The sequence below is a fragment of the Paenibacillus sp. FSL W8-1187 genome, from assembly GCF_037965485.1.
In the GTDB taxonomy this organism is placed as follows: Bacteria; Bacillota; Bacilli; order Paenibacillales; family Paenibacillaceae; genus Paenibacillus_O; species Paenibacillus_O pasadenensis.
In genome coordinates this window covers 4,917,707-4,930,794 of sequence record NZ_CP150181.1, presented here as the reverse complement: position 1 = coordinate 4,930,794, position 13,088 = coordinate 4,917,707, and the positions used below count along the sequence as shown (strand labels likewise).

General features: G+C 65.3%; 13 protein-coding genes. 10 read left to right on the top strand and 3 right to left on the bottom strand.

The features are described 5' to 3' along the window. The first annotated feature begins 158 nt into the window (after positions 1–158). The 3 genes from NYE40_RS21330 to htpG all read left to right on the top strand — a co-directional run bounded on the left by NYE40_RS21330 (position 159) and on the right by htpG (position 4,756). Positions 159–1,553 carry an FxLYD domain-containing protein gene (locus NYE40_RS21330; protein ID WP_153784382.1) on the top strand — a complete coding sequence of 465 codons (1,395 nt, stop codon included), beginning with the start codon at positions 159–161 and terminating at the stop codon, positions 1,551–1,553. A 22-nt stretch (positions 1,554–1,575) separates the two neighbouring features. Then, positions 1,576–2,733 (top strand): trypsin-like peptidase domain-containing protein, encoded by a 1,158-nt coding sequence (locus tag NYE40_RS21325; RefSeq protein WP_153784381.1) that lies wholly within the window; start codon positions 1,576–1,578, stop codon positions 2,731–2,733. Between the two features lie 145 nt (positions 2,734–2,878). Further along, positions 2,879–4,756, top strand: a complete 1,878-nt coding sequence (gene htpG / locus NYE40_RS21320; RefSeq protein WP_339278911.1) for a molecular chaperone HtpG — start codon at positions 2,879–2,881, stop codon at positions 4,754–4,756. A gap of 101 nt (positions 4,757–4,857) precedes the next feature. Here htpG and NYE40_RS21315 read toward each other — a convergent pair whose 3' ends face one another. Further along, positions 4,858–5,226, bottom strand: a complete 369-nt coding sequence (locus NYE40_RS21315) for a hypothetical protein (protein ID WP_153784379.1) — start codon at positions 5,224–5,226, stop codon at positions 4,858–4,860. An 896-nt stretch (positions 5,227–6,122) separates the two neighbouring features. Then, positions 6,123–6,737, bottom strand: coding sequence for a superoxide dismutase (locus tag NYE40_RS21310; protein ID WP_101807724.1), 615 nt, complete (start codon positions 6,735–6,737; stop codon positions 6,123–6,125). A gap of 329 nt (positions 6,738–7,066) precedes the next feature. Between NYE40_RS21310 and NYE40_RS21305 the strand changes: the two genes are divergently transcribed. From NYE40_RS21305 to folE, 7 genes are all read left to right on the top strand, one after another. Further along, a complete protein-coding gene (locus NYE40_RS21305) occupies positions 7,067–7,489 on the top strand; it encodes a GNAT family N-acetyltransferase (protein WP_153784377.1) in 423 nt (140 codons plus the stop codon). A gap of 143 nt (positions 7,490–7,632) precedes the next feature. After that, the gene (locus NYE40_RS21300) at positions 7,633–8,199 is read left to right on the top strand and encodes a DUF402 domain-containing protein (protein ID WP_339278910.1); all 567 of its coding nucleotides are present in this window, start codon (positions 7,633–7,635) and stop codon (positions 8,197–8,199) included. After that, positions 8,196–8,780 carry a signal peptidase I gene (gene lepB / locus NYE40_RS21295; RefSeq protein WP_339278909.1) on the top strand — a complete coding sequence of 195 codons (585 nt, stop codon included), beginning with the start codon at positions 8,196–8,198 and terminating at the stop codon, positions 8,778–8,780. The genes NYE40_RS21300 and lepB overlap by 4 nt, the downstream gene beginning before the upstream one ends. A gap of 60 nt (positions 8,781–8,840) precedes the next feature. Next, positions 8,841–9,293 (top strand): ribonuclease HI, encoded by a 453-nt coding sequence (rnhA, locus tag NYE40_RS21290; RefSeq protein WP_101807720.1) that lies wholly within the window; start codon positions 8,841–8,843, stop codon positions 9,291–9,293. Between the two features lie 89 nt (positions 9,294–9,382). Next, a complete protein-coding gene (gene queG / locus NYE40_RS21285) occupies positions 9,383–10,636 on the top strand; it encodes a tRNA epoxyqueuosine(34) reductase QueG (RefSeq protein WP_339278908.1) in 1,254 nt (417 codons plus the stop codon). Positions 10,637–10,689: 53 nt separating this feature from the next. After that, complete coding sequence (locus NYE40_RS21280) at positions 10,690–10,947, top strand: YneF family protein (RefSeq protein ID WP_028598616.1); 258 nt, start codon at positions 10,690–10,692, stop codon at positions 10,945–10,947. Between the two features lie 42 nt (positions 10,948–10,989). Further along, on the top strand, positions 10,990–11,583 hold the full coding sequence (folE, locus tag NYE40_RS21275; protein WP_153784374.1) for a GTP cyclohydrolase I FolE: 594 nt from the start codon (positions 10,990–10,992) through the stop codon (positions 11,581–11,583). A gap of 211 nt (positions 11,584–11,794) precedes the next feature. On the opposite strand, the gene NYE40_RS21270 is transcribed toward folE, so the two are convergent. Next, a complete protein-coding gene (locus NYE40_RS21270; RefSeq protein ID WP_339278907.1) occupies positions 11,795–12,982 on the bottom strand; it encodes a superoxide dismutase in 1,188 nt (395 codons plus the stop codon). Positions 12,983–13,088 lie beyond the last annotated feature (106 nt).

Genomic DNA, 13,088 nt, shown 5'->3' with positions numbered 1-13,088 from the left:
GGATGGCTTTTTTCGGTTGGACCAAGGCTTTTTCCCCGGGATGATCGTCCTAATCGGGTGGATTGGAAACAAAACGCCGGCAAGCGGCGTATGAACGGAAGACGCTCCGAACCTCCGAGGAGGGCGGGCGAACGGAAAGATGGCGGAGGCATGAAGCGATGAGCAGTGGACCGGAATCGACGGAACGGGAATCGGGCGGCATCCGCACCCCATGCCCTTATTGCGGCTTCAAGACGCTGGACGACGAGGCCAGCTTCTGCAGCCGCTGCGGCAAGCCGCTGCATACGGCGGCTCTGCTCGTGCGGCGCCGCGAGCGGGTGGAATGGCTGGAGCAGATCCAGGAGATCGGGACCGCGCCGGCAGGAGGAACCCCGGACGCGCGGGAGCTGATGGAGCGCATGCGCGAGGACGAGCGGCTGGATCAGGCGGAGGAAAGCTCCTCCGAGCGACCGCGTCCCGCCTACGCTCAAGCGGAGCGCCCTGCCGCCGGCTGGCGGGAGTCGCTGCGCCGCACGCGCAGGCAATGGCTGCCGCCGGCGCTGGCGCTGCTGGTCGGCTGCGCGGGCATCGCGGGCGTGCTCGTCCGCGAGCTCAGGCTCAACGAGCGGGCCGAGGCGTGGCAGCAGCAGGCTTCGCGGGAAGCGCTCGCCGGCCGCTATCCGCAGGCGGAGCAGCTGCTCGAGCGGGCCGCGGAGATGCGGCCGGATGGAGCGGGGCTGCTGCGCGATCTTGACATTACGCGGCAGGCGCGGCGGCTCGACGATCAGGTCGAGGAAGCGGCGCGCCTGCTCGAAAGCGGCCGGCTCGAGCAGGCCGAGGGCGAGCTGAGGCAGGTGCAGGCGGCGGTGGCGAACCGCCAGGAGCGGGTGTTCGACCCTGTGCGAGGCCGCATCGGAGACGAGGCGGCGCGTCTCGCCGTCAAGCAAGTCTCGCAGGAGCTGGACGGGCTGGACAGCGTGGCGGAGCTCGCGGATCGGCTGCAGCGGCTGCGCGGCCTGCAGGATGCCGGCGCTTCCCAGCTGCGGCAGCGCATTCTCGACCTGATCGTCGAGACCGGCTCCGCCCAGGCGGAGGCGCTGCTGCGCGGACGCGACTATTCGGCAGCGCTCGCAGCCGTGGCGGAGGCGCGAGAGCATGCCGGAGCGGTCGAGCCGCTCAAGGAGCTGGAGGCGCGGATCGGACGCGAGCGGGAGAACTATGAGCGCCAGGAGCAGCAGCGTCTGGATGCGGCGCGCCAGATCGCTTACGACGAGCAGCTGCGTAACCGCACCGCCGCCGTGGCGGTGCGCGGCGTCAAGGTCAGCCGCGACGAGGAAGGACGGGCCGTCGTGTCCGGCGAGGTCGAGAGCAAGGCGACGCGCGGCATCCATTCCGTGCAGCTCGAATACAAGCTGCTCGATGCCGAAGGCCGCACCGTCGGCACGGTCACGGCAGGCACGGAGCCGGGCGTCTCGATCGAGCCGGGCGGCAGGGCTGCCTTCCGCGGCGCCGCATCGCTGCCTGCGGGCGAGCTGACCGCCATCATTACGAAGGCGACGTGGTACATTGAGTAGCCCGCCGGAAAGGAGGTCCCGCATGAAATGGAAGACGAGCTGGCCGGCGGCCCTTGCCGCCCTGCTCCTGCTGGCCGGCGGGACGGCTTCGCTGGCGATCCACCTCGACCTGCCTCGGCGGGCGGGGGCGGAGCCGCTGCTGGCCGTCCTCCCGAGCGGAGGAGCGGGCAGCGCCAGCGCTTTGAAGGAAGTCATTTTCAACACGCAGAAAAAGGTGTTCACGATCCAGAGCGACAGCGGCCTCGGCTCGGGCTTCCTGTACAACGACCGCGGCGACCTGCTGACGAACGCGCATGTCGTGGCCGGCTCCCGCACGGTGCGGGTGATCGCCTCCGACGCCAGAGAGCTGACCGGGGAAGTGATCGGCATCGGCAGCGAGCTCGACGTCGCCGTCGTGCGCGTGCCGGAGCTGTCCGGCTCCCAGCCGCTCAAGCTGGAGCGGACCGGACGGGTGGAGGTCGGCGATCCGGTGCTGGCGGTCGGCAGTCCGCTCGGCCTGCAGAGCACGGTGACGACCGGCATCGTCAGCGGCCTCGGGCGCAACTTCGCGATGAAGCCTTATATTTACCGCAATCTGTATCAGATCTCGGCGTCGATCGCTCCGGGCAACAGCGGAGGGCCGCTCGTCGATCAGCGTACGGGAGCGGTGCTCGGCATGAACTCGGCGGAGATGCAGGACGGGGAAATCGGCTTCAGCATCCCGATCGCGGACGTGCTCGGCATCGCCGAGGGCTGGTCGAACAGTCCGATGGAGGAGCTGCCCGGCGTCAGGGACGACGAGGCGGACACGGCGGCGGGCAAAAAGACGATTACGGACTATGCCGGCTACCTCGTATCCCGCTTCTACGAGAGCCTGAGCAACGGCGACTACTTGTACGCCTATTCGCTGCTCGGCTACAGCTGGAAGGCGCAGGACCCGTACGAGGACTTCCGCAAAGGCTATCTGCCGACGAAAAACGTCGTCATCAAGAGCTTGAACGTGACCCAGAACGGCGAGCGCAGCGCAACCGTCAAGGCGGTCATCGAGGCCGAGGAGCATGGTCAGGACGGGGCGAGCGTCAAGCGCAACTTCGAGGTGACGTACAAGGTCGGCTACGAGAACGACCAGCTCAAGCTGATCGACGGCAAGGGCAAGGAGCTGGATGCGGCAGGCAAGAAAGCGCCCAAGAAGAAAGGCTGACCGGGAGGGCCGGCCATGCCGGGAGCGGAAGATTCCGAGCGGCAGGCCGTCCTTGACAAGCCGAATCAGGCCGTGATATATAAACCTTGCTGGCACTCGAGCGATGAGAGTGCTAAGATTCAGGCACGAAGAGGAGAGAGTCGAAGTGGAAAAGAAACCGTTCCTGGCGGAATCGAAGCGTCTTCTGGACATGATGATCAACTCGATCTACACCCAGAAAGAGATCTTTCTGCGCGAACTCATCAGCAACAGCAGCGACGCCATCGACAAGATCTACTATAAAGCGCTTACCGACGACAGCCTGACGTTCGATCAGGACAGCTATTATATCGAGGTCAAGCCGGACAAGGCGGCCCGCACGCTGACGATCGCGGACACCGGCATCGGCATGACGCGCGAGGAGCTCGAGACGAACCTCGGCACGATCGCCAAAAGCGGCTCGCTCGCGTTCAAGCAGGAGAACGAGTCCAAGGACGGCCGCGACATCATCGGCCAGTTCGGCGTCGGCTTCTACGCGTCGTTCATGGTCGCTGACAAGGTGACGGTCGTCTCCCGCGCGCTCGGCGAGGAGCAGGCATGGCGCTGGGAATCCGAAGGCGCGGACGGCTACACGATCGAGCCGGCCGACAAGGCCGCCATCGGCACGGAGATCACGCTGCACATCAAGCCGGACACCGAGGACGAAAGCTACGAGGACTACCTGAACGAGTACCGGCTGAAGGCGCTCGTCAAGAAATATTCGGACTTCATCCGCTATCCGATCAAGATGGAGCTGACCTCCAGCCGTCCGAAGGAAGGCGCCGAGGGCGAGTTCGAGGAATTCTCGGAGCAGCAGACGATCAACAGCATGGTGCCGATCTGGCGCAAGAACAAGTCCGAGCTGAAGGCGGAGGACTACGAGAGCTTCTACCACGAGAAGCGCTACGGCTTCGACAAGCCGCTCGCGCATGTGCATGTGAGCGCCGACGGCGCGGTCGTCTATCAGGCGATCCTGTACGTCCCGGAGACGATCCCGTTCGACTACTACACCAAGGAGTACGAAAAAGGGCTCGAGCTGTATTCCCGCGGCGTGCTCATCATGAACAAATGCGCCGACCTGCTGCCGGACTACTTCAGCTTCGTCAAGGGCATGGTCGACTCCGAGAGCCTGTCGCTCAACATCTCCCGCGAGCTGCTGCAGCATGACCGTCAGCTCAAGCAGATCGCCAAGAACATCGAGTCGAAGATCAAGGGCGCGCTCCAGAGCATGCTCAAAAACGAGCGCGAGAAGTACGAGAAGTTCTTCGGCTCGTTCGGCCGCCAGCTGAAGTTCGGCGTGTACAGCGACTACGGCGCGCACAAGGAGACGCTGCAGGACCTGCTGCTGTTCACCTCGTCCAAGGACAAAGCGCTCGTGACGCTGGCCGAGTACGTCTCCCGCATGCCGGAGGACCAGAAGTACATCTACTACGCGAGCGGCTCCTCCGCCGAGCGCATCGAGAAGCTGCCGCAGACCGAGCTCGTGCTCGACAAGGGCTATGAGATCCTGTACTTCACCGACGACATCGACGAGTTCGCGATCCGCATGCTGACGAGCTACAAGGACAAGGAATTCCGCTCCGTCTCGAGCGGCGACCTGGGCATCGAGGATGAGAGCAAGCCGGAGGACGAAGCGGCCGACGAGGAGAACAAGCCGCTGTTCGAGGCGATGGCGGGGCTGCTGGGCGGCAAGGTGAGCGCGGTCCGCGCCTCCAAGCGCCTGCGCAAGCATCCGGTCTGCTTCGCGACCGAGGGCGACCTGACGATCGAGATGGAGAAGGTGCTGGCGGCGATGCCCGACAGCTCCGGCGTCAAGGCGCAGAAGGTGCTCGAGATCAACACCGGCCACGACGTGTTCCGCGCGCTCAAGGAAGCCCACGCCGCCGATCCGGCCAAGCTCGAGCTGTTCACCTCGCTGCTGTACAGCCAGGCGCTGCTCATCGAGGGGCTGCCGATCGAGGATCCGGTCGAGTTCACGAACCAGATCTGCCAGGTGATGGTGTAATTCTTCCGACGGTAAAAAAAAAGCAAAGCCTCCGTTCCGCATCGCTGCGGGACGGAGGCTTTTTGGGCTGCGCCGCCCTAGGGCGGGTTTGCCGCCAGGCCCTAGCTCTGGCCGATGACGATCAGCTCGATCCCGATCACGTCGCGGCGGTGGACGGGGAAGCTCAGCAGGGAGTGGGGGATCTGCCGCCCGTTGAGCCTCAGCACGTACTGGACGCCGTTCCCGATCCGCACGTCGTCGGTCGTATCGTTGCGGACGCCGCCGACGGCCTGCACGCCGCTCGTCGTCGCCCGGACGACCCCGGTGTAGTCGAGCGCCTGGGCGATGTTCATGCCTTCATAAAAGGGAATCTGGTAGTCCTCCGTGACGTAGGGGAACGACTCCCCGCCGTCGATCCGCACCGTCACGGGCGGAGCGGGAGCATTCGGCGCCGCCGTCGGCCCCGGCGGAACCGAGCCGACCGGCGCCATGGCGGAGACGGCCGCCGTCTCCGCAGGGCTCGCGGCCAGCGCTGGCGCCGCCGCCCCGGGGCCGAACGGGAACGGCCCCGGTCCGGGCGGCCAAGGCCCCGGCCCCGGAGGGAACGGCCCCGGTCCGGGCGGCCAAGGCCCCGGCCCTGGAGGGAACGGCCCCGGTCCGGGCGGCCAAGGCCCCGGCCCTGGAGGGAACGGCCCGGGTCCGGGCGGCCAAGGCCCCGGCCCCGGAGGGAACGGCCCCGGTTCGGGCGGCCAAGGCCCCGGCCCCGGAGGGAACGGCCCCGGTCCGGGCGGCCAAGGGCCAGGGCCCGGAGGGAACGGCCCGGGTCCGGGCGGCCAAGGCCCCGGCCCCGGAGGGAACGGCCCGGGGCCGGGGAAGCCGCCGCCCGGGCCAAGCGGCGGAAACAGGCCGCCGCCGAACGGCGGGAAGAGCGTCGGCGGCGTGGGAGGGATCGGCGGCGGCGCGGGCTGGAACGCGCGAGGACTGCCGCATCCGCAGTCGCCCCCTGCCTGGACATAGCGATAGGCGCTGTTGGGAGCGTAATACAAGTAAGGCTGTGACATACCGGTCGAACAGCTCCTTCCGTCTGGCGCATGGCTGAAAACGCAGGATGCATTAGCCTATGCGGCAGGAGCCTATCCTCTTGACCGACGTCGGAATATTTTCTGGCGGTTCGGCCGAATCGCGATTGATCCGAACGATACTCACAAGCGCTATCGAGCCGGAAAGCAAAGGTTTGTAATTTTAACGAACCTGAGGCAGCGGGCAGCAGACAGCGGACAACGGCGAATATCGGACAGCGGACTTGGAGAGATCGATCGCGCTCGAAATCGAAAAAGCCCGCCCGCAGCATAATGCTGCAGGCAGGCTTGTCCAAGGGCAAGAAGGCTTACTTCGCGACCGCTTCGTAGCGCTTGCCGACTTCGTCCCAGTTCACGACGTTCCAGAACGCCTTGATGTAGTCGGGACGCTTGTTTTGATACTTGAGGTAGTAGGCATGCTCCCACACGTCCAGGCCGAGCAGAGGCGTTTCGCCTTCCATGATCGGGCTGTCCTGGTTGGGCAGGCTGTATACTTTCAGCTTGCCGGCTTTGTCGGCGGCGAGGAAGGCCCAGCCGCTGCCGAAGCGCGTCGTAGCCGCTTTGGCGAAGTCTTCTTGGAACTTGGCGAAGCCGCCCAGCTCGCTCTCGATCGCTTCAGCCAGCTTGCCCGTCGGAGCGCCGCCGGCATTCGGGGCGATCGTCGTCCAGAACAGGCTGTGGTTGGCATGTCCGCCGCCGTTGTTGCGGACGGCCGTGCGGATGGACTCCGGCACGCTGTTCAGGTCGGCGATCAGGTCCTCGACGGACTTGGATGCGAGCTCGGGAGCGGACTCCAGAGCGGCATTGAGGTTCGTCACGTACGTGTTGTGATGGCGGTCGTGGTGGATCTCCATCGTCTGCGCGTCGATATGCGGCTCCAGAGCGTCGTTTGCATACGGAAGTGCTGGAAGTTCATGTGCCATGATCAAAAAACCTCCTCGAATGATATGTAGCGATTCCAGATCATTATCCCTCAAGCCCTTGAATAAATCAACATTTTTCTTTCAAAAGTCGGGCGGACTGCGAGCCGACATCTAGAATGCCACAAAAACGATCGTTTATGCTTACCCGTGCGCTATAAAGTTCAAACGGTCGGGTAAGCGTTATCAATAAAGCGCTTTCAACGAAATGTAAGCGCAATGTTAAATTTAATGCGGTTTTTTGGACAAAAAGTCTCGCTTTCCTTTACTTTTGTCGTATAATCAAACTTAGCTTTTACCAATGACATTGAATGTAAGGGAGCTAAGCATTCATGCATGTTCGTTCTTTCCAGCTCGCCGACTACCGCGGCGCGACCTCCTTGCTGCAATCGGTTCTGTGCGAAGAGTGCTACGAGGAAACGAAGGAAGCTCTCAGCAGGCAGCTGTCCTGGGACAGCGATCTCGTGCTCGTCGCATCGGATGGAGATCAGCTCGCCGGCATCATCATCGGCACGATCGACAACAACCGAGGGTACTACTACCGTGTCGCCGTCCACAAGGATTACCGAGGACGCGGCATCGCCAAGGGCCTCATCTCCCGGCTGCGCGCCCGCTTCGAGCAGCGCAACGTCTCCAAGATTCTCGTCACGGCGGACAGGCATAACGAACCCGTACTTACGCTCTACAGCTCACTCGGCTTCGAGCCGAGCGACTTCTATCATTCGTTCCAGAAACTCAGCATCGTGGCGGGCTAGGACGAGCCCTGGCCGGATTTTTTCCGGACAGGCGCTCGCCGGCCAAGCCGCCCTTTCCTTCAAGCATGTCCGGCGTCCATTGATTTTGGCGCCCGGATATGCTTTTCTTATTACTATGATGGTTTAAGTCAGGGAGTGCGTAAGTGGACACGTATCGGCGCTGTTATATCAAAAGCTTCAAGCACGACGGCCATCTTCACCGCCAGTGGCAGAAGAACTGGCTCGTTCCCGACCGCTTGCTGCTGCCGCAGCAGGCCGAGGAGAACATGATCGTGCTGATCAACAACCAGACTCCGATCACGGAGGCGGACGGCTCGGTATGGGTCAGCCGCGTGCCGGCCGTATCCTTTTTCCTGCCTGGCAAGTGGTACAACGTCGTCGCGATGATGGAGGACTTCGGCATCCGCTACTACTGCAACCTCGCCTCGCCGCCGTACCTGACGGGAGACGTGCTGACGTACATCGACTACGACCTCGACGTCATCCGTACGGCGAACGGCGACCTGGCGGTCGTCGACCGCGACGAGTACGAGCGCCACAAGACGGACTACCGCTATCCGCCGATCGTCGACGCCAAGGTCGGCCAAGGGCTGCGCGAGGTGACGCAGCGGATCCGCGCCGGCGAGCCGCCGTTCGAGGACGAGATCGTGCTGCGCTATTACGAGGCCTGGGCGAACCGTCCAGACCGGGAAGAGGAGGGGCCGGCATGACGGAGCCTGTCGCGGCCGGGACGCCGGCCGAGCCGCAGCCGCAGCCGCGTCCAGCCGCCCGCAGGCGAGAGCTGTCCGCGCTGCTGCGGACGGCCGTCGTCGTGGCGGCGGTCGTGCTTTTTTTGAACCGCTTCGTGCTGAACCTGTCGATCGTCGAGGGCGACTCGATGCAGCCGACGCTTCATCCGGGCGACTGGCTGCTCGTCAGCCGGCTCGCCGGCGACGCGCTGCCGATCCATCTGGGCGATGTGGTCATCCTGCGCGATCCGCGACCGGAGGACGGCAGTCCGGGGTACCTCGTGAAGCGCGTCGTCGGACTGCCCGGAGACGTAGTCGAGCTGCGCCAGGGACAGCTGCTGCGCAACGGGCTTCCGGTGCCGGAGCTTTACGCCGACCGGGCGCCGGCGCTCGAGAATTTCCAGGCGGTGCAGGTGGAGCCGGGGCATTATTTCGTGCTCGGCGACAATCGGCAGTGGAGGGCGAGCCGCGACAGCCGCACGTTCGGCGCCGTCGACGCGAGCGACATCACGGGCCGGGCCGAGCTGCTGCTCTGGCCGCTGGACCATGCCGGACGCCTGTAGGCGGCCGGCGAGAGCGGCGGAGCCGCCGTCCGCCATTTACCGTGGAAGAGGAGCGATAGCATGAAGGAAGTGACCGTATACACCGACGGCGCGTGCTCCGGAAATCCGGGTCCCGGAGGCTGGGCGGCCGTGCTGTTCTACGGCGACAAGCGCAAGGAGATCTCCGGAGCCGAGCCGCATACGACGAACAACCGCATGGAGATCCAGGCGGTCATCGAGGCGCTGGCGCTGCTCAAGGTGCCGTGCCGCGTCACCGTGCACAGCGATTCGGCGTACGTCGTGAACTGCTTTCAGAACAACTGGATCCGGGGCTGGCTGCGCAACGGCTGGAAGAACAGCAAGGGCCAGCCGGTCGAGAACAAGGAGCTCTGGCAGCGGCTGTGGGAGCTCATGGGCATCCATGAGGTGGCTTACGTCAAGGTCAAGGGCCACAGCGACAACGAGTGGAACAACCGCTGCGACGAGCTGGCCGTAGGCGCCATCAAGGCGATGCGGGCCGGCGGCAAGGGGTAGGGGAGCGGGGGCTGCGCGGCTAGCGCGGCCCCGCTTCCGTTTCGCGACAGGCAGACGACGGCTGGGGCGAGGGAAAGGAGGAGGAGCAGATGGATCGAATCGCAGCAGACGCCGGCTTCTGGAGCCGGCTCAAGTCCGAAATGAAGGAAGCCGCCTACGGGCTCGGCATCGACGATATCGGCGTGGCGTCGCCGGAGCCGTTCGCGGCGCTCAAGGGGCGGCTCATCCGCCATCGCGAGCTCGGCTACGAGTCCGGCTTCGAGCCGAAGGACATCGAGCGGCGCGTCGATCCGTCGCTCCTGTTCGACGAGCCGCTGTCGATCATCGCGATCGCGGTCGGCTACCCGTCCAAGCTGCAGGATCCGCCCAAGTCGGAGCCCGGCGCGCGCCGCGGCATCCTGTCCCGCTCCTCCTGGGGAGAGGATTACCATACGGTGCTGCGCGACCGGCTGGCGCGGCTGGAGGCATGGCTGCGCGAGCGCGTGCCGGAGCTGCGGGCCGAGTCGATGGTCGATACGGGCGAGCTGAGCGACCGGGCGGTCGCCGAGCGGGCAGGCATCGGCTGGAGCGGCAAAAACAGCTTCATTCTGAACCGCAAGCACGGCACATACATCTTTCTCGCCGAGATGATCACGAACCTGCCGCTCGAGCCCGATTCGCCGGTCGAGGACGGCTGCGGCAGCTGCACGAAGTGCATCGACGCCTGCCCGACGGGCGCGCTTGTCGGCCCGGGCCAGCTCAACGCGCAGCGCTGCATCTCGTTCCTGACCCAGACCAAGGAGATGGTGTCGGACGAGTTTATGCGCAAGATCGGCAACCGGCTGTACGGCTGCGACACCTGCCAGATCGTCTGCCCCGTCAACCGGGGCGTCAACGTGACGCGGCATCCGGAGTTCCAGCCCGATCCGGAGCAGGTCAAGCCGCTGCTGGAGCCGCTGCTGGAGATCGGCAACCGCGAGTACAAGGAGCGGTACGGGCGCAACGCTTCTTCCTGGCGCGGCAAAAAGCCGATCCAGCGCAACGCGGTCATCGCGCTCGGCAACTTCAAGGAGAAGTCGGCCGTGCCCGCGCTCATCCGCGTGCTGCAGCAGGATCCGCGGCCGGTGCTGCGCGGCACGGCCGCCTGGTCGCTCGGGCGGATCGGCGGGCCCGAGGCCGAGGCCGCGCTCGCCGAGGCGGCGGAGCGCGAGAGTGACGAGGAGGCCCGCTCCTGGGCGGCACGCTCGCTCGCCTCGCTGCGGGAGCAGGCCGAGGCCGACGGCGGAGCCGCCGCTGCGCAGCCGAAAGCAAAGGCGGCGGACGCTGCCGGGACCGCGGTTGAAATTGCGCGGCCCCCCCGATAATGCTAAGATGGAAGAGCTCTATCGACCCTGATTAAAGGACAGGTGAACTGCGCGTGGAATGGTATAATATCGTCATCCCGATCGTTACGTTGATCGTCGGCCTGGTCGGCGGCTTTTTCATCGGCGTGTTCTATCTGCGCAAGCAGATGGAGAAGATGCAGTCCGATCCGGAGATGCTTCAAAAGATGGCCAAGCAGATGGGCTACAACCTGAACAACAAGCAGATGCAGAAGGCCCAGCAGATGATGAAGGGCCAGCAAGGCGGACAGCAAAAATTCATCCCGAACCAGCGTGGCGGCAAGCGCAGATAACACGGCAGCCGCCCGCTCCTCAAGGAAGCCAGGGAGGCCGCGATGGCAGGTTTGAAAGATTACTCCAACTCGATGGTCGCGCGCAACCGCGATCAGATCGAATATCATCTCCGCGAGATTCTCAAGCTGGTCGGCGAGGACGTCGAGCGCGAAGGGCTGCTGGACACGCCCGCCCGCGTCACCCGCATGTACGAGGAGATCTTCGCCGGATACGAGGTCAATCCCGCCGACGTGCTCGGCGTGACGTTCGACGAGAACCATGAGGAGCTCGTCATCGTCAAGGACATCGTGTATTACAGCCAGTGCGAGCATCATATGGCGCCGTTTTTCGGCAAGATCCATATCGGCTACCTGCCGAACGGCCATATCCTCGGCCTGAGCAAGATGGCCCGCCTCGTCGAGGCGGTCACCCGCAAGCTGCAGGTGCAGGAGCGGATCACGTCGCAGCTCGCGGACATCCTCGACGAGGCGCTGTCGCCGCAGGGCGTCATGGTCGTCGTCGAGGGCGAGCATCTGTGCATGTGCTCCCGCGGCGTCAAAAAGCCCGGCAGCAAGACGATCACCTCCGGCGTGCGCGGCGAGTTCCGCTCAAGCAGCGCGCTGCGCGCGGAGTTCCTCTCGCTGCTCAAGCAGTAGCGCCGAGAGCTCCGGCAGCCTGCGCCAGCGAGCCTGCGTCAGCGTGCCAGCGAGCCAGCCAGCGGGCCGGCGAAGCGCGAGGCGGCATGAGCACGGAGCACGGCAAGCCCTCCAGCCTGAATTCAGGCTGGAGGGCTTTTTTCGTGCTGTTTCGGTCAAGGGACGAAGCGTTCCGGACGGCACGGCCGATCTCCTTTTTCAAACGACGGCGCTAGTAAGGCTCCCAGGCCAGCGTCCGCGCTTTGTCGAACCGCTCGCTCACGTACGGCCAGTTGACGACGTTCCACCAGTCCTTGACGTAGTCGGGCCGCTTGTTCTGATGCTTGAGGTAGTAGGCATGCTCCCAGACGTCGAGCGGCAGCAGCGGAATCGCATCCCATTGGGACAGGTTCTGGTGCTTCTCCGCCTGCAGGATCTCGAGCCTGCGGCTGCGCGGGCTGTAGGCGAGGATCGCCCAGCCGCCGCCCTCCACCTTGCCTGCCGCCTCGGAGAACTGCTTCTTGAACGCGTCGAAGCTGCCGAAGCTGCGGTCGATCTCGTCGGCCAGCGTCCCGACCGGCTTGCCCCCGCCCTGCGGCGACATGGCGGTCCAGAACAGCGTATGCAGGTAATGCCCCGCGCCGTTGAACGCCAGCTCCCGCTCCCAATGCTTGACGAGCGCGAAGTCGCCGCTCTTGCGCGCCGCCTGCAGCTCCTTCTCCGCCTTGTTGAGGTCGTCCACGTAGGCCTGATGATGCTTGTCGTGATGGATCCGCATCGTCGCCTCGTCGATGTACGGCTCCAGAGCGTTGTACGCATAGGGCAAAGGAGGCAGCTGGTGCCCGCCGATCGGAACCTGCTGCTGCGCGCCGGCGGCTTGGCCGGTGCGGGGAGGCGATTCCGCGCGGGACGGCTCTAGCTGCGCCGTCGCCGCTGCAGCCGGAGGGGCCGCCGCGTCCGTCGCCGTGCCGGCCGCTGCGCCAGCCGTCGCACTCGGCTGCTCCGCCGCGCGCCCCTGGCGGATCGCCTCGGCCCGCGCGAGGCGGGCGGTGCAGCCGCGCAGGGCCTCATGCACGGCCGAGCGCGCCTCCGGCTCGCGGCCGAGGGCGGGACTGGCCGAGAGCAGCTGCAGCAGCTGCTGGACGAGCACGCCGCTTTGCGCGGCGGCCGCCTCCAGCAGCTCGGCCGGATCGCCAGTCGCTCCAGCGGCCTGCGGCTCGGAGCGGGGCTCCAGCAGCCGGTCCGCTTCCGCGGCCGTCCGCTCCAGCAGCGGCTGCCATTGCTGCAGCACGCCGGCATAAGCCGGCTCCAGCTCGGCGGCCAGCACAATCTGCTCCAGCCGATCCGCCTCTTCTTGCTTCCATTGCTTGATCTCTTCCAGCAGCCTCGCCAGTGCGAGGTCGGACGGCGCTTCGGTCATGGCGAACCCTCCTTTTCGTGGTCGGACCGGCGAGGCGAAGGTCGATTCGCGGCTGCCGGCGGACGCATGGCTCTCGCTTAGGTGTATTCGGTCGACCGGCGGGGAT

Coding starts and splice junctions, on each gene's coding strand:
- NYE40_RS21325 (WP_153784381.1), top strand. CDS start 1,576: ATGAAATGGAAGACGAGCTGGCCGGCGGCCCTTGCCGCCCTGCTCCTG.
- queG (WP_339278908.1), top strand. CDS start 9,383: ATGGATCGAATCGCAGCAGACGCCGGCTTCTGGAGCCGGCTCAAGTCC.
- NYE40_RS21305 (WP_153784377.1), top strand. CDS start 7,067: ATGCATGTTCGTTCTTTCCAGCTCGCCGACTACCGCGGCGCGACCTCC.
- lepB (WP_339278909.1), top strand. CDS start 8,196: ATGACGGAGCCTGTCGCGGCCGGGACGCCGGCCGAGCCGCAGCCGCAG.
- NYE40_RS21270 (WP_339278907.1), bottom strand. CDS start 12,982: ATGACCGAAGCGCCGTCCGACCTCGCACTGGCGAGGCTGCTGGAAGAG.
- NYE40_RS21310 (WP_101807724.1), bottom strand. CDS start 6,737: ATGGCACATGAACTTCCAGCACTTCCGTATGCAAACGACGCTCTGGAG.
- rnhA (WP_101807720.1), top strand. CDS start 8,841: ATGAAGGAAGTGACCGTATACACCGACGGCGCGTGCTCCGGAAATCCG.
- NYE40_RS21315 (WP_153784379.1), bottom strand. CDS start 5,226: ATGGCGCCGGTCGGCTCGGTTCCGCCGGGGCCGACGGCGGCGCCGAAT.
- NYE40_RS21330 (WP_153784382.1), top strand. CDS start 159: ATGAGCAGTGGACCGGAATCGACGGAACGGGAATCGGGCGGCATCCGC.
- folE (WP_153784374.1), top strand. CDS start 10,990: ATGGCAGGTTTGAAAGATTACTCCAACTCGATGGTCGCGCGCAACCGC.